Source organism: Bradyrhizobium quebecense, assembly GCF_013373795.3.
In the GTDB taxonomy this organism is placed as follows: Bacteria; Pseudomonadota; Alphaproteobacteria; order Rhizobiales; family Xanthobacteraceae; genus Bradyrhizobium; species Bradyrhizobium quebecense.
The window spans coordinates 4,362,704-4,380,361 of sequence record NZ_CP088022.1 but is presented as its reverse complement, the minus strand read 5'-3'; the positions used below and the strand labels follow the sequence as shown (position 1 = coordinate 4,380,361).

The window sequence follows — 17,658 nt, the reverse complement described above, 5'->3', positions numbered from 1 at the left end:
ACGCGAGGACAGGCTTTTGCGTAAGATCTGGTTTGTGACTGCTACGATCTTCGTCGTGGCAATGGGTGGAGTTGCCTCCGCCGAGGACGTGGGGGATCCAACCGCCGTCAAGTCCGAGGACGGCAAGTGGCTCGACAAGGATGGAAACCCGACGTTCAAGGTCGCGTCCGACGGTACGGTGGACTGGTACACCTACTCGGGCTACCGCCGCTATCATTCGGAGTGCCACGTCTGCCACGGACCCGACGGCATGGGCTCGACTTACGCGCCGGCTTTGAAGGATTCGCTGAAGACCATGAGCTATCCCGACTTCATGGGCGTGGTCGCGAGCGGGCGCAAGAACGTATCGACGTCGCAGGAAAACGTCATGCCGGCATTCGGCGATAACCCGAACGTTGCCTGCTACATGGACGACCTCTATGTGTACCTGCGCGCCCGCGCCAATGATGCGGTTGGGCGCGTCCGGCCGGCCAAGCACGAAGACAAGTCGGAAGCCTATGGAAAGGCGGAAGATGCCTGCATGGGCAACAAGAACTGAGCGTGACCGGCGCGAATGACAAACCTGTTTGATGTTTAGTGGAGACCAAGATGAAGACCCGCGCCGCAGTCGCATTCGAAGCCAAGAAGCCGCTTGAGATCGTCGAGCTCGACCTAGAAGGCCCCAAGGCCGGCGAGGTCCTTGTCGAGATCAAGGCGACGGGCATCTGTCATACCGATGCCTACACGCTCGACGGCTTCGACAGCGAAGGCATCTTCCCCTCGGTCCTCGGCCACGAAGGCGCCGGAATCGTTCGCGAGGTCGGCGCCGGCGTGACGTCGGTGAAGCCGGGCGATCATGTGATCCCGCTCTACACGCCGGAATGCCGCCAGTGCAAAAGCTGCCTGAGCCAGAAGACCAATCTCTGCACCGCGATCCGCGCCACCCAGGGCAAGGGCGTGATGCCCGACGGCACCTCGCGCTTCAGCTACAAGGGCAAGACGGTCTTCCACTATATGGGCTGCTCGACCTTCTCGAACTTCACCGTGCTGCCTGAGATCGCGGTGGCGAAGATCCGCGAGGACGCGCCGTTCGACAAGAGCTGCTACATCGGCTGCGGCGTCACCACCGGCGTCGGTGCGGTCGTCAACACCGCCAAGGTGACGCCGGGCTCCAACGTCGTGGTGTTCGGCCTCGGCGGCATCGGTCTCAACGTGATCCAGGGTGCCAAGATGGTCGGCGCCGACAAGATCATCGGCGTCGACATCAACGACTCCAAGGACAATTGGGGCCGCCAGTTCGGCATGACGCATTTCGTCAACCCGACCAAGGTGAGCGGCGATATCGTGCAGCACCTGGTTGGCCTGACCGACGGCGGCGCCGACTACACCTTCGACTGCACCGGCAACACGAACGTGATGCGCCAGGCGCTGGAAGCCTGCCACCGCGGCTGGGGCGTGTCGGTCGTGATCGGCGTCGCGGAATCCGGCAAGGAAATCGCAACCCGACCGTTCCAGCTCGTCACCGGACGGGTCTGGAAGGGCACCGCGTTCGGCGGTGCGCGCGGCCGCACCGACGTGCCGAAGATCGTCGACTGGTACATGAACGGAAAGATCCAGATCGATCCGATGATCACCCACGTGCTGAAGCTCGACGAGATCAACAAGGGCTTCGACCTGATGCACGAGGGCAAGTCGATCCGTTCGGTCGTCGTGTTCTAAAATCAAAACACCAAGCACTAGGAGGATAGGTCAATGACTGTTCATATCCACCCGTCAGTCGACAATGGCGTCAAGCAAGGCTCCGGCAGTTTTGCCGGCGGTACGCTGGTCTGCAAATGCGCGGACAAGAAGGTCAAGGTCGGGGTCAAGGGCGACGTCGCCCACAACCACGCCTGCGGCTGCACCAAATGCTGGAAGCCTGCGGGCGCCACCTTCTCGGTGGTCGCGGTGGTCCCGCGCGAGAACGTCACCGTGCTGGAGAACGGCGACAAGCTGAAGATCGTAGATAGCTCCGCGGTGATCCAGCGCCACGCCTGCACCGGATGCGGCACGCACATGTACGGCCGTATCGAGAACAAGGGTCATCCGTTCTATGGCCTCGATTTCATCCATCCCGAACTGTTCCAGGAGTCCGGCTCTGCGGCTCCGGGATTTGCCGCCTTCGTGTCGTCGGTGATCGAGTCCGGCGTCAAGCCGGCCGATATGGCCGGGATCAGGTCGCGGCTGAAGGAGCTTGGGCTCGAGCCCTACGACTGCCTGTCGCCGGCGTTGATGGACGCGATTGCCACCCATGTGGCGAAATCCAAGGCAGCCTGATCAAGGCAGCCTGACCGCGGCAGCCTGACAAGGGCGGCACGACCGGCCGGCCCTGACGAGATCCGGCGTCGGCAGAGGGCCTGCCAGCGACGGATATGCTGGTAGTACCCGTGACCTTGAACCTTGCATGCCCTGCGGGCGACCACAGGGCATGCATTTTATTTTCCGCCTTGCCCTCGTCCTATCCCCGATCCTGGTCCTTTCGCCGGCCCGCGCCGCGTCGCCGGAGGACCGCTATATTGCCGCGCGCGACGCGGCGATCGCCAAATTCGCCAAGCAGGAGAAGGACGGCAAGATCGACGAGGCTGTCGACAAGGCAGAAGCGGCCGCGCGCGACGAACTGAAGGGGCAGCTGGTCGCGATCCTGTCCCAGCCCGCCCGGCCTGGCTTTGCCCCCGCCCAGCTCAACCTCGACACTCTATATAGAGGCGATATGGGGTTCGGCATGCTGGATGGCCTGCGCTTCGATGCCGACACCGGCAGGAACGGCGCAAAGATCGGCGAGAAGCACGCCGACGGCAGCTTCGTCGAACCGAAGGCCCATATCATCGTCACCTCCGAAGCCCTGTTCACGCGCTGGCTGCACGAGCACAAGGCGTGGTGGGACAAGGGCAGCAAGAATGTGCCGCAGCAGATCGAACCGGCCCTGAAGTTCGAGGGCCTCTACACCCAGGCGATTTCAACCGATGCCGCGGTGATCAATTTCAACGAGCTGCCGGTCGCCAAACCGGCGTCGGCCACCCTGGCTTACGGTTTCCTGGCCGGCCGCACCCAGGACACAACCCCCGAGGCCGCCGACGAGGTGTTCGTCGCGGCGCTTGCCAACGGCAAGTTCTACATCGCCTATGGCGAGATCGAGCCCACCGTGCAGGTCCCGGCCTGCGCGACGATCCGCGCCGACTACAACAAGCGGGCGGATGAAGCGGACGAGAAGCTGCGTCAGAAGCGGATCGACAAGAAGGCCTATGACAAGCTCGGCGACCTGCGCCAGCAGGGCGACGATGCATTCAAGCGCTGCTTCGTCCAGCACGCCCCGGAACAACCGGCATTCGCCGAAGCCACCAAACAGGCCCAGGCGTTGCTGGAGACGGCGCTTGGCAAATAGCGTTACCTGATGGTTTGATCGGTTGGCGGTCCGACCCTATGTTCCCCAAGCAGCTTTCGAGCCTCGGGGAGACGCCATGACTACCGCCATCAGCCCGTTTCGCATCGCCGTCAGCGACGATGTCCTCGAGGATCTCCGCACCCGGCTGCGCCGGACCCGCTGGCCGGAAGCCGAGCTGGTCGACGACTGGAGCCAGGGCGCGCCTCTGCAATGGATCAAGGACGTCTGCCGCTATTGGGCCGAGACCTATGATTGGCGGCAGCGCGAGGCGCAGCTTAATCGCTTCAGCCAGTTCACCACCAAGATCGATGGGCTCGACATCCACTTCGTCCATGTCCGTTCAAAGCACCCGGAGGCGCGGCCGCTGATCATCACCCATGGCTGGCCGGGATCGGTGGTCGAATTCCACAAGGTGATCGAGCCGCTGACCGATCCGACGGCGCATGGCGGCAGCGCGGCCGATGCCTTCCATGTGGTGTGCCCGTCCTTGCCGGGCTTCGGCTTCTCGGCCAAGCCGGCCGCGACAGGCTGGGGCGTCGACCGGATCGCCAAGGCCTGGGCCGTCCTGATGGAGCGGCTGGGCTACGCCAGGTATTTCGCGCAAGGCGGCGATTGGGGTTCTGCGGTCACGACCGCGGTCGGCGGGCAGGATGCGGCGCACTGCGCCGGCATTCACATCACACTTGCGATGTCGACCCGGCCCAATGTCGAGGGCCAGCCGACGCCGGAGGAAACCCGTGCGCTCAACGGCATCAAATACTACGCGGACTGGGATTCCGGCTATTCCAAGCAGCAGTCCACCCGGCCACAGACGCTCGGTTACGCGCTGACGGATTCGCCGAGCGGGCAAGCGGCCTGGATCCTGGAAAAGTTCTGGGCCTGGACCGACTGCGACGGGCATCCGGAAAACATCCTCAGTCGCGACGAACTGCTCGACAATGTCATGCTGTATTGGGTGACCGAGACGGCTGCATCGTCGGCGCGGCTCTATTGGGAAAGCTTTGGGCCGGGCAAGCGAACCCCGCACAAGGTGAGCGTGCCGACCGGTGTTGCCGTGTTCCCCAAGGAGATCGTCACGCCGGTCCGCAAATGGATGGAGACGAATTTCACCAACATCCAGCACTGGCGCGAGATGCCGAAGGGCGGACATTTCTCGGCGTTCGAGCAGCCCGAGCTTTTCGTTGGCGAGGTGCGCGAGTTCTTCGGGAAGTTGCGCTAGCCGTGAAGCTAGTCGCGTAGGATGGGTAGAGCGCAGCGAAACCCATCGACTTGCGTGCGGCGCGAATGATGGGTTTCGCTGCGCTCTACGCATCCTACGAACTGCGAACTACAGCAGTCCCCGATAAATCCCGGGCGCGGAGCCTTCGATGGCCACCGCGCGGACGGCCTTCGCATAGAATTCGGCCGGCCCGACGCCGCCGATGATGGCGTAGCCGAAGCCCTGGTGCTTCATGTCCTCGAGACAGGCGAACAGCAGTGCCTTGCCGATGCCGCCCTGCTGCGCCTTCGGCACGACGCCGGTCGGACCGAAGAAGTTGCGGCAGGCCGCATCGTGGCAGGCGAATCCCACGATCTTCTTTTGCTGGATCGCGATGAAACAGGAGACCGGTTGGCGGCTGAATGCAACCTCGGTTTCGCTGGCCCACGCCTCGCTGAACGTTTCCTGTACCCAGGCTGTGACCTTGTGCTTTTCGGGAGCGAGCGCCCGGCGCATGACAATTCCGGCCTTGAGCAATCGATCGTAGGCAGGCCGGGAATCGGGCAGGGCATAGAGTTTGACGAGCATATCCATCCGGTGACCTTAGTTGAAAACGTATCCCGCGGGCAAATCACGGGAGGAAGGTAGAGGCGTAGGATGGGTGGAGCGAATGGGCTATTAGGCAACCTGCGGATCGCCGATATATTAGGGATGTCCGCTCTCGGCCGCAGCCCGTGCTGCCTGACCGGCAATCTCGTCAGCTCGCCAGCACCGGACCGCGTGCCCGTCCGGGCGTGTTTGAAGCGAAGGCCCGGGCTCGCGCTGGCACCACGCTTCGGCGTAGCGACAGCGTGGGCTGAATGCACATCCGTCAGGCGGATTGAGAGGATTGGGAAGCTCGCCCCTTGTCGTCGCGAGCGGTGCGCGGCGTAGCGGATCGGGAATCGCGGCGATCAGGGTCTGCGTATACGGGTGGGCCGACCGCTCGAAGATCTCGCGCCAGCCGCCCGTCTCCACAATGCGGCCGAGATACATGACCGCGACCCTGTCGCTCATGTGCTCGACCACGCCGAGATCGTGGCTGATCATGATGTAGGAGAGGCCGAGACTCTCTCTCAATTCCAGCAGCAGATTGATGATCTGGGCACGGATCGAAACATCGAGCGCCGATACCGGTTCGTCGCAGATGACGATCTTGGGATTGAGGATCAGGGCGCGGGCGATGCCGATGCGTTGGCGCTGGCCGCCCGAGAATTCATGCGGGTAGCGGCCGGCCTGTTCGGGCCGCAGGCCGACATGTTTGAGCATCGCCGCAATGCGTCCGTCGATCTCGCTTTGGGCCGTCACGCCATGCAGGCGCAGCGGGTCTTCAAGCGTGCGGCGAACGGTCTGGCGCGGATTGAGCGAGGCGTAGGGATCCTGAAACACCATCTGGGCGGTGCGGGCCAGGAGCTTTCGATCGACCGATCGCTGGCCGGTCACAACGTGTCCGTCGAGCACGATCCTGCCTCGCGTCGGCGTCAGCAGCCCAAGCAGCGAAAGGGCGACGGTCGACTTGCCGCAGCCGGATTCGCCGACGAGACCGAGGCACTCACCGCGCTTCAGTTCGAGATCGATACCGTCGACCGCGCGCAGCAGCCGCTGGCCGCCGCCCAGCAATCCGCCGCCGAGCGGAAAATGCACCGCGAGATCCTTGACGCTGAGGATGACATCGTCGTCAGGCTTCGCCGCGGGCTCATGCATGGTGGTGGCACCTGACGAGGCCGCCTGCACCGAGCCATGTCGTTTCCGGTGCGGTGGTCCGGCAGATCTCGGTCGCCCGCCCGCAACGCGGATTGAAGCGGCAGCCGCTCGGAAAGTCCGCGATCGCCGGGACGACGCCGGCGATCTCCCTGAGCCGCGACCGGCCGAGCGCTGCGCGGCTCCCCAGCCGCGGCAGCGAGTCGACCAGGCCCTGCGTGTAGGGATGCGCGCAGGCGCGGAAGATGTCGTCCGAGCCGCGTTCCTCGACAATGCGGCCGGCATACATGACGCCGACGCGGCGGCAGACGTTGGCGACCAGGCCGAGATCGTGGCTGATCATCAGGATCGCCGTGCCCCGCTCGGCGCACAGATTGCGCATCAGCTCGATGATTTCCGCCTGCACCGTCACGTCGAGCGCAGTGGTCGGCTCGTCGGCGATCAGAAGGTCGGGATCGCATGCCAGCGCAATGGCGATCATCACGCGCTGGCGCATGCCGCCCGAAAGCTGGTGGGGGTAATCCTTCACCCGCCGCTCCGGTGCGGGGACGCGCACGTTCGCCAGCGCCTCGACGGCCAGCTGGTTCGCCTCGCGCCAGCTCTTGCCTTTGTGCAGCACGAACATCTCCGCGATCTGCCGGCCGACGGGTGACACCGGATTGAGCGCCGTCATCGGCTCCTGGAAGATCATGGCGATGCGGTTGCCGCGCAGCGCCCGCTGCTCGGCCGCGGAAAGTCCCTGAATCTCGCGACCCTCGAAACGTATCGCGCCTGCGGCGACCGAGAGCGGCCGCCGCAGCAGGCCGATCAAGGCGAGCGCCGTAATGCTCTTGCCGCAGCCGGACTCGCCGACAAGGCCGAATGTCTCGCCGCGATCGATGCGGAATGAAACGCCCTCGACCGCCGCAACATGGTTGGCGCCGTCGTCGAGATCGATGCGTAAATCCTCGACTTCAATCAGCGGAGGAGCCGTCATGCGCGCCGGCTCCGCGACTGGGGATCCAGCACGTCACGCAAGCCATCGCCCAGCAGGTTGAGGCCGAGCACCGTCAGGAAGATGGCGAGGCCCGGGAACACCGACAGCCATGGCGCCGTGGTGATCTGGTCGCGCGCCTCCGACAGCATGCTGCCCCAGCTCGGATAGGGTGGACGGATGCCAAGGCCGAGGAACGAAAGCGAAGCTTCCGCCAGCACCGCGCCGCCCATGCCGAGCGTGCCGATGACAATGATGGGGCCGACCATGTTCGGCAGCAGCTGCGTGATCATGATGCGCAAATCTCCATAGCCGAGCACGCGCGCAGCCTGCACATAACCCTGGCTCTTGAGCGACAGCGTCGAGGCGCGTGCGATCCGGCAGGTGAAGGACCAGTTGGTCAATCCGAGCGCGATCAGGAGGCTCGTCAGGCCGGGGCCGAGCACCGCCATGATGGCGAGTGCGAAGATCAGCGAGGGGATCGCGAGCATCAAATTGGTCAGCCCGTTGACGACATCGTCCCACCAGCCACCCCAATAGCCCGCGGTCAGGCCCAGCGTCACGCCGATGACGCTATTGACGAGCTGCGAGACGATGCCGACCGTCAGCGAGATGCGCGCGCCGTGCACGACGCGGGAATAGATGTCGCGACCCTGCGCATCGGTGCCGAACCACCAGATCCAGCTCGGCGGTTCTTCCGCATTCATGAGGTTGGCGCCCATGACCGGATCGGTATGTGCCAGCCAGGGCGCGAACAGGCCGACGAAGATCGCAAGCGCGAATAGCGCGCCGCCGACGATCGCGCTTGTTCCAAGTTTCATCGCGGCCACTCCGCCGTGGCAGGCTGTATGGTCGATCGTGCGCTGTCGTGATGAGACTGGCCGCCGCTCATGCGTATCGGATCCTGGGGTCGATCACGCCGTAGAGCAGGTCAACCAATGTATTGACGGCGAGGAAGAACAGCACCACCACGAGAATGGTGCCCTGCACGGCGGGGATGTCGCGCTGCAGGACGCTGTCGACCAGCAGCGAGCCGATGCCCGGCCAGGAGAACAATTTCTCGACGACGACGGCTTGGCCCATCACGACGCCGAATTGTAGGCCGATCGCCGTGAGAATGATGACGAGGGCATTGCGCATCACGTGCCACGTCACGACCCGGGTCTCGCTCATGCCCTTCGAGCGCGCCGTCCGGACAAAATCCGCGGTCATGATCTCGAGCACCGCTGCCCGCGTCGTCCGCGCCAGCAGCGCCATCGGCGAGACGCCGAGGGTCACGGCAGGCAGGAGCAGATACTTGAGGCTGCCATCGCCATAGCCAAAGCTCGGCAGCCAGCCGAGCTTCAATGCAAACAGATACATCAGCAAAAGCCCGAGCCAGAATTTGGCCATCGAGAGGCCGGACACCGCCAGGACCATCGAGAGCGTGTCGACGATGCTGCCCGGCTTCAGCGCGGCGATGAAACCGAGCGGAACGCCGACCGCAATCGCGAACGCCAGCGCTGCGAAGATCAGCTGCAGCGTTGGCCACATCCGTTTGGCGACCATGGTCGTGACCGGCTCGCGGGTCCGGAACGAGGTCCCGAAATCACCTGTCGTGAGCTTGGCGACATAGGAGCCGAACCGCACGTAAACGGGATCGTCGAGGCCGAGCTGCTTTTTCATGCGTTCCACGACCTGCGGGTCCGTAGGACCCCGGCCGTCATCGCCCATGCTCGACACGATGCTGCCCGGAACGACGCTGAACAGCACGAAGATCACCAGCACGACGGCCAGCACGGTCGGAATGGTTTGCAGGACTCGACGGATCGCGAAGGAGAGCATTCGACGTTTTCCTCATCCCCTCCATCGTTTCACACGATGGAGGGGAGCGATTGGCATCTGTCACTTCGCCGGCGAGGTGTCGTCGACCCAAAGGTCTTCGACGTTTTGATGGGTCAGTTCCGTTGCGTCCAGCTGGATTCCTTTGAGCCAGGGCTGCACCGCCATGACCGCCTTGTTGTAGTTGAAGAACCAGATCGGCGCTTCCTCCTGGAGCAGCGCATTGGCCTTTTGCAGCAGCTGGACGCGCTTTGCGTCGTCGTCGGTCTGGCCGGCTGCATCGATCATCTTTTCGAAGTCCGCGTTCTTGAAGGTCGTGTAGTTGCAGGCCGATTGCGGCGTCGCCGAGTGGAAGCATTTGAGCGCCGCCTGCGGATCCGGGCCGGTCGCCTGGGAATAGATGAAGGCCTGGAAGTCGCCCTTGCGAATGACCTCCGCCAGCACCGCGGTCTCGACCTGCTTGACCTTCACCTTGATGCCTACCTTGTCCAGCATCGGGATCGCGGCTTCGACGATCGGCAAGCCCCAGCTTTCGTTCTGACTGGTGGTCCATTCGAATTCAAAGCCGTTAGGATAACCCGCGTCCGCAAGCAATTGCTTCGCCTTCACCGGATCGTAAGGGTAGGGCTTCATGGCCTTGTCGTATGCCGGCGAGGTCAAAGGCAGCCAGCTCGTGGCGCGATAGGCTTTGCCCTTGACCAGCTTGCTGATGATCAGATCGGCATCGATCGCGTAGTTGACGGCCTGCCGAACCCGCTTGTCGGAGAACGGCTTGAACGTGGGATTCATCCCCATATAGCGGGTGAAGACCTCGGCGACCTCGACGATGGTGCCCTTGAGGTTGGGGTCGGCCTGATAGGCGACATACTGCGCGGGCCCAAGCACCGAGGTGTCGATCTCCTTGTTGCGGAAGGCGACATCGCGAGCGGCGGCTTCGCCCATCAGCGATATCACGAGCTTGTCGGCATACGGCTTGCCGGGCTTGTAGAACCGGTCCCAGCGTTCAAGCACGATGCGCGATCCCGGCACGTGCTCGACGAATTTGAATGGACCAAGACCGATCGGTTTCTGGAGGAAGCTCTCCTTGCCGCCCTCGTTGGCCGGATAGATCGAGGTCAACGCGGTGAAGAAATAGAAGGCGGGATCGACCTTCTCGGTCAGCTTCATTTCGAGGGTAAAGTCGTCGATCTTCTTCAAGCCCGAGATTTCCTTGGCTTGGCCCTTCTCGACCTCGGCCGCGCCCTCGATCAAGCGGACAAAGCGTGCGCCGGGATAGGCCTTGGTGCCGTCCATGATGCGATTGTAGGACCAGATGATGTCGTCGGCCGTCATCTTGCGGCCGTTGTGGAAATAGGCGTCGTCGCGCAGCTTGAAGGTATGAACGAGGCCCCCGCCCGAGACGGTGACCTCCTTGGCGAGTTCCAGAACCGGCTTGCCCTCGGTCGAGTCCCAGATGTAGAGCGAACGGTGCAGAGCCTTGGCGTAGATCTCGTCCTGGGCGCGCGGTGTCGTGTGGATGTCCATGCTGGTGAAGCTGGAGCCATAGGGCGCCGTCATGCGAATGGTCCCGCCTTTGCGCGGGGTCTGGGCCTCCGCCGTGGCGGCGAGTGCGAGCCCGAGGCCAACCGCGATCGCAATCAACTTGAACTTCATGCTTCCCCCAACGATGCAGGAACATTCCGATCAGCGAGTTGACCATCGGCAGCACGTCAAGCGCAAGGTCCTCATGTCGCGTCGATGGCGACCGGCACCAAATAATTTGTGTCGCCGCGATGCGTGGCGCAGGACCATGGAAGCATTGTGCGTGGTGAGCGCCTGCTTCGAATGGCTCCGACGGGCTGACCTGAAGACACGTGTCAGACAGAATAGGCGCGAGGAGGGCTCTCACCGGGCAGGCGCCGAACTTTGGCTGCAACTTGCGCGAGCACATAAGCAATTGCGATTGAACGGATTTCGGCTTTCGTCCGGAAATCGCGGAGCCGGGGTTCCGGACCGCACGACAGTCGCAGGGCCGCCTCGCGCGCATTCTGTGGCAGCAAGCCACCTGTGACATAGGAACCCGACGGGCTATTTGAAAATTGAAGCGGACCAACCCCGGCGTCGTCCCGGGCAAGCGAAGCGCGACCCGGGACCCATATGTGGACGGCCCCCGTGGCACAAGAGCTTTCTGGGATTGGTCGGATCGCTGTCATCCATATGTCCGGCCTGTTTGATGCGATCGTGTTGATCGCTGGGCCAAGATGGTTTCCGCGACGCGAGTGCCAAACAACCTGGCGACCTTGTGAAGGCCAATGGGTCCCGCGGCTTGTCTCGCGTTCTGGATCGATCGATCATTCCATCTGCTCTTGCAGCTCCGGTTCGTCCGGCGAGCGCTACGTCCGGCCGGCCGACTTGTTAGGTGACAGCGTTCATGCGTGCGGCATCATAGCTCTCGCCGGTCGCCATCAGCTTCCAGGCGATGCGGGCCACCTTGTTGGCGAGCGCCACGGCCGCAAGCTTCGGCGGCTTGCGCCTGAGCAACGCCACGAGCCAGCGCGAGGGGTGGCCGCGCCCGAGCCTTGCCTGCCGGATCACCGCGGTCGCCCCGGCCACGAGCAGGCGACGCAGGGTCTCGTCGCCAGCGCGGGTGATCTTGCCGAGCCTGGTTTTGCCGGCGGTGGAATGGTCCTTGGGCGTCAGGCCGAGCCAGGCCGCGAACAAGCGGCCGGAGCGGAAGGCGTGCGGGTCCGGCGTCTTCATCACAAGCGAGGTCGCGATGATCGGACCGACCGAGGGGATCTGGGCCAGACGACGGCTTGTGGCGTTGGCCTGGTGCCAGGCCAGCAGCCTGGCCTCGACCGCCTTCAGCTCACCCTGCAACTGCGCATAGTCACGGCCCTGCATGGCGAACAGCTCGCGCGCCATAGCGGGAACGCTCTCGTCCTGCGTGATCCGGGCCAACAGCGGCTCGATCTTGTCCAACCCCTTCGGCGCGATCAGGCCAAACTCCGCCGCGTAGCCGCGGATCGCATTGCTGAGCTGGGTACGGCGGCCGATCAGCCCATCGCGGACACCTGCAAGCATCAGCGCGGCCTGCTGTTCGGCGCTCTTCACCGGCACAAACCGCATCCGCGGTCGGCCCATCGCTTCGCACACCCCATCCGCATCTCGCCCGTCGTTCTTGTTCCGCAGCACATAAGGCTTCACCAACTGCGGCGCTATCAGCTTCACCTCATGGCCAAGCTTGCCAAGCTCGCGCCCCCAGTAATGAGCCGCCCCGCAGGCCTCCATCCCGATCACGGTCGGCGGAAGCTTGGCAAAAAACTCAAGCACCTGCTTGCGCGACAGCTTCTTGCGCAACACCGGCTGTTCCGCCGCGTCAACTCCATGCAGCACAAAAATATGCTTCGACGTATCCATCCCAATACGGATAATCTCTCTCACGGACGGTCTCCTTGTCTGAGATTTACAACAACCTCATTCTGGCACACTGATGCCGTAGGGGGCCGTCCACACCATCAACCACAGGGTTGAGTTGTGAAGGGGCTGTGGCCCCAACGTCGCGCAACAATCACCTTCGGTGGTTGTGGGACCCTTGGGTTCACGACACAAGTGCAACACCTGCTAGGGTGTTGTGGCGATGGGACAATGTTATGGCCAGCTCAGCCTTGAAGAGCGCGTTGAGATTTACCGCCTGCATGTAGGCGGTAAATCTCAAAACGATATTGCGTCTGCGCTTGACCGCGCGACGTCGACGATAAGTCGGGAGCTGAAGCGCAACTCGCGGCCTACCAAGGTCTGGAAGGGCGGTTACGAACCGGTCCGGGCTCAACAATTGGCCGAACGTCGGCGACGGCAGGATGGCCGCTTCAAGCTGGCGCGCCAGCCGGCCCTGCGGGACTGCGTCGGCAAAAGCCTTGCGATGGGACATTCGCCGGAGCAGATCGCTGGTCGACTGGCGCGAGAACATGGTCGCGTCATGATCAGCCACGAGTCAATCTATCGTTTCATCTATCATCGTACCGCCCAGAAGGATTACTGGCACCGCCTGCTGCCGCGCCATAAACTCAGACGAGGGCGCCGGCGACGCCCAGGCGGCAGCCCTGCCAGCTTCATTAAACAACGGCGCTCGATCGATGAACGACCCTCCGAGGTCGAAGGCCGCGGGACGCCGGGTCATTGGGAAGCCGACTTCATGCTGTTCGCGCGATATGGCCAAGGATTGCTGGTTCTCCACGAGCGACAAACTCGCTTCAGCATCGTGCTGCACCCACGCGATCGGAAAGCTGTCCTCACCGCTCGGACCATCGCCCGTCAACTCGGCAAGCTTCCACAGGCGATCCGTAAAACCATCAGCTTCGACAACGGAACCGAGTTCGCCGAGCATCACAGGCTTCACAACGCCCTCGGCGTCCAAACCTTCTTCTGCGATCCCCATAGTCCCTGGCAAAAAGGCGGCGTGGAAAACTCCATCGGGCGCTTACGACGCTCTCTGCCACGCAAAACTGACCTCAGGTTCATCACGGCAGCCGTCCTCAGGCGCCTCGCTCAGCGCCTCAACGATACCCCACGCAAATGCCTGGACTTCAAGACCCCCGCCGAGGCATTCTCCAAACTCAAATCAATCGTTGCACTTCAAACGTGACTCCATCATTCGCCGGCGAACACCGGAAGCGCAACGCCGCAGGTCAGGCCGGCTTCGCGCGCCTCGTCGGTTCGCTTGAAATAGGAGTTGGCGAATTCGGTCAGGATGACCGGATGTCCGCTCGCCCAGGCTTTGCCCGGAAGGCCCTCGCCATAAGCGAACAGCGCGTTCTCGCTGACCGCGTTGAACTCGGCGAACTCGGAGCTGTGCAGGCTGCCGCCGAATTCCAGCCGCGTCCGTGTCGGATCGGGCACCCAGAGCTCAACAACGCGAATGAAGGTTTTCATCGCACGCACCTGCCGTCTCGCCGACGGCTAGCATCGGCGATGTCGCGGCAAAGCGTGCGCTCAAATAGCGGGCAAGCGACGCCCAAAGTTGATGCGAAGGCGCGATTTCGTCTCAGTCCCGGTACGACGGATCGGCGCGATCGAGCTTGCGGAGCAGCGCCGGCCAGGCGAGTTCGCCGTTGCGGGCGGCGCGGCCGGGCTTGGGCAGCATCCGCTCATAGGTGTCTTCGAGGATGTTTTGCGGCGGATAGGTCAGCTTGGTGTTGCAGGACAGCGCCATCACCTGGGTCTGGCAGGCGCGCTCGAGCCGGAACAGCACGTTGAAGGCGGCGGGCACGGTGCGCCCGACGACCAAGAGGCCATGGTTGCGCAGGATCATCGCCTCGTTGTCGCCGAGGTCGCGGACCAGCCGCTCGCGCTCGTCGACATTGTCGGCGATGCCTTCGAAGTCGTGATAGGCGATGTGCAGGAAGCGCATCGAGGTCTGCGCCAGCGGCAGCAGGCCGCATTCCATCGCGGAGACGGCCATGCCGGCAGGCGTATGGGTGTGCGCGACGCAGTCCATGTCGTGCTTGGCCATGTGGATGGCGCTGTGAATGACGAAGCCCGCGACATTGACGTCATAGTCGGTCGCGTTGAGCAGCGTGTTGCCCTCGACATCGACCTTGATCAGGCTGGAGGCGTCGATCTCCTCATACAGCATGCCATAGGCATTGATCAGGAACTGGTCGGTGGTGCCGGGCACGCGGCAGGAGATGTGGTTTGCGATCATCTCGGTCATGCCGTACATCGCCGTCAGCCGATAGCAGGCGGCAAGATCGACACGGGCCTGCCACTCCTCGGCGCTCACCTGCTCGCGAACGGATTTCACGACCTTGATCGCGGGCGAGCTGACGGGGGGATTCATGGCGTTCTCTCCTTGAGACATCTGCGGGGCCGGGGCCCGATTGTTGGCGTGGACCATAGCAGAATCGGCACGGCGGCAAGCTGCGCCGCGTCTGCTTATTTGCAGGTCTGGCGGGCAAAAACCGAATGCGGCATTGGCGCACCGCGGGTTCGATGTCAGGATACGAAAAAATAGCCGAGGCGCACAAAATGAGCGAACGCAAGATTCGTATCGCCGTCCTGCATTTCTCCCACGAAACCGTCTCGTTCCTGCCGAACGAGACCACGCTCGACGACTTCATCTATCCGGGCTCGCCGGCCAAGGGCGAGGCGCTGCTCCAGTTCGATCCCAAGAACTATATGGGTGGCTTCGTGCAGGTGGCGCGCGAATTCTCCGAGGTCGAACTGGTCGGCATCGAATCCCCGCTCTGGCCGAAGACCTACACCGGATCGGGCTGGATCACCCAGGAAGCTTACCGGACCTTCACCGGCAGGATGATTGCCGGGCTCAAGGAAGAGGGGCCGTTCGACGGCGTCTATCTGTGCCTGCATGGCGCGATGGCCGTGCGCGACGTCCCGCGGCCCGAGGCCGATCTGGCGCGGCAGGTCCGCGAGGTGGTCGGCCGCTCCGCCTTCATCGCCGCGACCTTCGACCCTCACGGCAATGAGGACGAGGCGTTCCTCGAACAGGCCGACATGGCGTTCGCCGTCAAATACTTCCCGCACTATGACGCGCATCTGCAGGGCGAACGGGCGGCGCGCACGCTGGTCCGGGCGATCCGCGGCGACTACAGACCGGCGCACAAGACCATCAAGGTTCCCGTGATCTCGCCCACCGTGCTGCAATGGACCGGCGCGCGGCCGTGGATGGATCTCGCGCAGCGCGCGCTGGTGTGGGAGGCCCGCGAGGTCGACGTCTACGTCAACATCTTCTTCGGCTTCCCGTTCGCCGATGTCCCCGATGTCGGCATGACGGTGCAGGTCCTGACCAACGACAACCCAAAACTCGCCGAGCAGGTCGCGCGCGATCTCGCCGGCACGATCTGGCGGCTGCGCGAGGCCTTGCTGCAATCGACCAAGCTGCACAGCATCACCGAGGGCGTCGCGTTGGCCAGGCAGGCCGTCGCCGATGGCAACACGCCCGTAGTGCTGGCCGATCACAGCGACCGGTCGGGATCGGCGACCTGGCTGCTGCGCGAGATCATCGCGCAGGACCTCGCCAACACGGTGATCGCGACCATTGCCGACGCCAACGCAACGGCAAGCCTGAAGGCGGCCGGCGCCAAGGCCGGCGATGCCTTCGACATGGAGATCGGTGGCCGCGCCGACGAGTCGGCGGGCGATCCGGTTCGCATTCAGGGCACGATCTCGGCGGCGGCCGAGGGGTACGGGCAGTTCTGGGTCTGCGTGCGCTTCGGCCGCAACAATGTGCTGATCCTCTCCACCTATCTGGTGCAGATCATGGAGCCGTTCTCGCTGAAGGCGCTGGTGCCTGACATCGGTGGATTCGAGGTCATGGCGATCAAGTCGCGGGTGCACTTTCGGCGCGGCTTCGACGACAACGGCTTTGCCAAGACGATCCTGCTGGTCGAGCCTGACGAGCCTTTCCTTGGCACGACGCAGCTGGACAGGCTGCCCTATAAGAACGTCGATCTTGCGCAGTTCTATCCGTACGGCAATCCGGCGTTTTCGGAGGGGGCGTCATGACGGAGGGCCGCTACCGCCTGATCGGTTCGACCGCATCGCCCTATGCGATCAAGTTGCGCGCGCTGATGCGCTACCGGCGGATCCCGCACGACTGGGTCATCATGACCAAAGCGTTGCGCGCGGCGACCGCGCATCTGAAGCCGATGCTGATTCCGGTGCTGCAATATCCCGACGGCAGCTATCGCGGCGAGACCACGACGCTGGCCTACGATCTGGAAGCGCGTCACCAGGGGCGTTCGGTGATCCCGGAGGACAAGGCCACAGCCTTCGTCTGCGATCTGCTCGAGGACCTCGCCGACGAATGGGCGGTGAAGCCGCTGTTTCTGTATCGCTGGTGGGACCCCGAGGATCAGGTCTACGTCTCGCGCTGGGCCGGCGAGGAATGGTCGACGTCGGAAGCCGCGGCCGGCAGCCGCGCGGAGATCGAGGAATTCCGGCAGCGGCAGATTTCGCGCATGGTCATTCTCGGCGCCACCGACGAGAACCGGCCGCTGCTGGAGGAGAGCTATCGCCGGACGCTTGCGGCGTTCGAGCCGCATGTCGGCATGGCGAACTACCTGTTCGGCAGCCGGCCGTCACTGGCGGATTTCGCCTGGTTCGGCCAGCTCAGCGAGATGGCGACCGATCCGACCCCGATGCGGATCATGCGCGAGCGCGCGCCGTTCACCGAACACTGGGTGCGGCGGCTCGACGATGCCTCCGGTGTCGAGGGCAACTGGTATTCGCGCGAGCAGGCGCTCGGCGGATTCGCTGAATCGCTGCTGCGGATCGCTGGCGAGCTCTATCTGCCGTTCCTTGCCGCTAACGCGGATGCATTCGCCGAAGGCCTCGCGCGCCTTGAGATCAACGTCTGGGGACTGCCTTACGCGCTGGCGCCGTTCAAATATCAGGTCAAGTGCCTGCAGCAGCTGCGCGAGAAGTTTGCCGCGCTCGATGCCGGAGATCGCGCGGCGTTGAAGCCCGTGCTGGAACGCACGGGATGCTGGGCGACCCTGAATGGAGGCTGATCGATCAGGGACGGCA

General features: G+C 63.6%; 17 protein-coding genes. 8 read left to right on the top strand and 9 right to left on the bottom strand.

Annotated features, from left to right (window positions below):
* Window positions 1-61 precede the first annotated feature (61 nt).
* The 5 genes from HU230_RS21275 (at window position 62) to HU230_RS21255 (ending at window position 4,619) form a co-directional block, all read left to right on the top strand.
* Window positions 62-538, top strand: coding sequence for a c-type cytochrome, methanol metabolism-related (locus HU230_RS21275; RefSeq protein ID WP_176534935.1), 477 nt, complete (start codon window positions 62-64; stop codon window positions 536-538).
* Between the two features lie 50 nt (window positions 539-588).
* Entirely contained in the window at window positions 589-1,698 is a 1,110-nt protein-coding gene (locus HU230_RS21270; protein ID WP_050405342.1) for an S-(hydroxymethyl)glutathione dehydrogenase/class III alcohol dehydrogenase, read from the top strand.
* A gap of 33 nt (window positions 1,699-1,731) precedes the next feature.
* Entirely contained in the window at window positions 1,732-2,295 is a 564-nt protein-coding gene (gfa, locus tag HU230_RS21265) for an S-(hydroxymethyl)glutathione synthase (RefSeq protein WP_176529991.1), read from the top strand.
* Between the two features lie 151 nt (window positions 2,296-2,446).
* Window positions 2,447-3,400, top strand: a complete 954-nt coding sequence (locus HU230_RS21260; RefSeq protein WP_176529992.1) for a hypothetical protein — start codon at window positions 2,447-2,449, stop codon at window positions 3,398-3,400.
* Between the two features lie 76 nt (window positions 3,401-3,476).
* Window positions 3,477-4,619 (top strand): epoxide hydrolase family protein, encoded by a 1,143-nt coding sequence (locus tag HU230_RS21255; RefSeq protein ID WP_176529993.1) that lies wholly within the window; start codon window positions 3,477-3,479, stop codon window positions 4,617-4,619.
* A 108-nt stretch (window positions 4,620-4,727) separates the two neighbouring features.
* Here the strand turns inward: HU230_RS21255 and HU230_RS21250 are convergent, their stop codons facing one another.
* From HU230_RS21250 to HU230_RS21220, 7 genes are all read right to left on the bottom strand, one after another.
* Window positions 4,728-5,192: a GNAT family N-acetyltransferase gene (locus HU230_RS21250; protein WP_176529994.1), complete on the bottom strand. Its 465-nt coding sequence runs from the start codon at window positions 5,190-5,192 to the stop codon at window positions 4,728-4,730.
* 111 nt (window positions 5,193-5,303) lie between these two features.
* Window positions 5,304-6,341, bottom strand: coding sequence for an ABC transporter ATP-binding protein (locus tag HU230_RS21245; protein ID WP_176529995.1), 1,038 nt, complete (start codon window positions 6,339-6,341; stop codon window positions 5,304-5,306).
* Entirely contained in the window at window positions 6,334-7,314 is a 981-nt protein-coding gene (locus HU230_RS21240) for an ABC transporter ATP-binding protein (RefSeq protein ID WP_176529996.1), read from the bottom strand. Before HU230_RS21240 ends, HU230_RS21245 begins: the two co-directional genes overlap by 8 nt.
* Window positions 7,311-8,132, bottom strand: coding sequence for an ABC transporter permease (locus HU230_RS21235; RefSeq protein ID WP_176529997.1), 822 nt, complete (start codon window positions 8,130-8,132; stop codon window positions 7,311-7,313). The genes HU230_RS21240 and HU230_RS21235 overlap by 4 nt, the downstream gene beginning before the upstream one ends.
* A gap of 67 nt (window positions 8,133-8,199) precedes the next feature.
* Window positions 8,200-9,135: an ABC transporter permease gene (locus tag HU230_RS21230; protein ID WP_092115636.1), complete on the bottom strand. Its 936-nt coding sequence runs from the start codon at window positions 9,133-9,135 to the stop codon at window positions 8,200-8,202.
* 60 nt (window positions 9,136-9,195) lie between these two features.
* Window positions 9,196-10,785: an ABC transporter substrate-binding protein gene (locus tag HU230_RS21225; RefSeq protein WP_176529998.1), complete on the bottom strand. Its 1,590-nt coding sequence runs from the start codon at window positions 10,783-10,785 to the stop codon at window positions 9,196-9,198.
* 741 nt (window positions 10,786-11,526) lie between these two features.
* Window positions 11,527-12,555, bottom strand: a complete 1,029-nt coding sequence (locus tag HU230_RS21220) for an IS110 family RNA-guided transposase (protein ID WP_176528479.1) — start codon at window positions 12,553-12,555, stop codon at window positions 11,527-11,529.
* Window positions 12,556-12,751: 196 nt separating this feature from the next.
* Here HU230_RS21220 and HU230_RS21215 point away from each other — a divergent pair, with 196 nt between their 5' ends.
* Entirely contained in the window at window positions 12,752-13,756 is a 1,005-nt protein-coding gene (locus HU230_RS21215; RefSeq protein WP_176529999.1) for an IS30 family transposase, read from the top strand.
* A 5-nt stretch (window positions 13,757-13,761) separates the two neighbouring features.
* Here the strand turns inward: HU230_RS21215 and HU230_RS21210 are convergent, their stop codons facing one another.
* Entirely contained in the window at window positions 13,762-14,052 is a 291-nt protein-coding gene (locus tag HU230_RS21210; RefSeq protein WP_224943409.1) for a GAF domain-containing protein, read from the bottom strand.
* A gap of 103 nt (window positions 14,053-14,155) precedes the next feature.
* A complete protein-coding gene (locus HU230_RS21205; RefSeq protein ID WP_176530000.1) occupies window positions 14,156-14,950 on the bottom strand; it encodes a class II aldolase/adducin family protein in 795 nt (264 codons plus the stop codon).
* Window positions 14,951-15,138: 188 nt separating this feature from the next.
* On the opposite strand from HU230_RS21205, the gene HU230_RS21200 reads away from it, so the two are divergent.
* Together HU230_RS21200 and HU230_RS21195 are read left to right on the top strand one after the other, a co-directional pair.
* On the top strand, window positions 15,139-16,635 hold the full coding sequence (locus HU230_RS21200) for a M81 family metallopeptidase (RefSeq protein WP_176530001.1): 1,497 nt from the start codon (window positions 15,139-15,141) through the stop codon (window positions 16,633-16,635).
* On the top strand, window positions 16,632-17,642 hold the full coding sequence (locus HU230_RS21195) for a glutathione S-transferase N-terminal domain-containing protein (protein WP_176530002.1): 1,011 nt from the start codon (window positions 16,632-16,634) through the stop codon (window positions 17,640-17,642). Before HU230_RS21200 ends, HU230_RS21195 begins: the two co-directional genes overlap by 4 nt.
* The last annotated feature ends 16 nt before the right edge of the window (window positions 17,643-17,658 follow it).

Excerpts from the sequence above, each read along its gene's own strand:
- HU230_RS21215 (WP_176529999.1), top strand. The coding sequence starts at position 12,752 with ATGGGACAATGTTATGGCCAGCTCAGCCTTGAAGAGCGCGTTGAGATT.
- HU230_RS21255 (WP_176529993.1), top strand. The coding sequence starts at position 3,477 with ATGACTACCGCCATCAGCCCGTTTCGCATCGCCGTCAGCGACGATGTC.
- HU230_RS21245 (WP_176529995.1), bottom strand. The coding sequence starts at position 6,341 with ATGCATGAGCCCGCGGCGAAGCCTGACGACGATGTCATCCTCAGCGTC.
- HU230_RS21275 (WP_176534935.1), top strand. The coding sequence starts at position 62 with ATGGGTGGAGTTGCCTCCGCCGAGGACGTGGGGGATCCAACCGCCGTC.
- HU230_RS21270 (WP_050405342.1), top strand. The coding sequence starts at position 589 with ATGAAGACCCGCGCCGCAGTCGCATTCGAAGCCAAGAAGCCGCTTGAG.
- HU230_RS21235 (WP_176529997.1), bottom strand. The coding sequence starts at position 8,132 with ATGAAACTTGGAACAAGCGCGATCGTCGGCGGCGCGCTATTCGCGCTT.
- HU230_RS21205 (WP_176530000.1), bottom strand. The coding sequence starts at position 14,950 with ATGAATCCCCCCGTCAGCTCGCCCGCGATCAAGGTCGTGAAATCCGTT.
- HU230_RS21250 (WP_176529994.1), bottom strand. The coding sequence starts at position 5,192 with ATGGATATGCTCGTCAAACTCTATGCCCTGCCCGATTCCCGGCCTGCC.
- gfa (WP_176529991.1), top strand. The coding sequence starts at position 1,732 with ATGACTGTTCATATCCACCCGTCAGTCGACAATGGCGTCAAGCAAGGC.
- HU230_RS21225 (WP_176529998.1), bottom strand. The coding sequence starts at position 10,785 with ATGAAGTTCAAGTTGATTGCGATCGCGGTTGGCCTCGGGCTCGCACTC.
- HU230_RS21195 (WP_176530002.1), top strand. The coding sequence starts at position 16,632 with ATGACGGAGGGCCGCTACCGCCTGATCGGTTCGACCGCATCGCCCTAT.
- HU230_RS21240 (WP_176529996.1), bottom strand. The coding sequence starts at position 7,314 with ATGACGGCTCCTCCGCTGATTGAAGTCGAGGATTTACGCATCGATCTC.
- HU230_RS21260 (WP_176529992.1), top strand. The coding sequence starts at position 2,447 with ATGCATTTTATTTTCCGCCTTGCCCTCGTCCTATCCCCGATCCTGGTC.
- HU230_RS21200 (WP_176530001.1), top strand. The coding sequence starts at position 15,139 with ATGAGCGAACGCAAGATTCGTATCGCCGTCCTGCATTTCTCCCACGAA.
- HU230_RS21230 (WP_092115636.1), bottom strand. The coding sequence starts at position 9,135 with ATGCTCTCCTTCGCGATCCGTCGAGTCCTGCAAACCATTCCGACCGTG.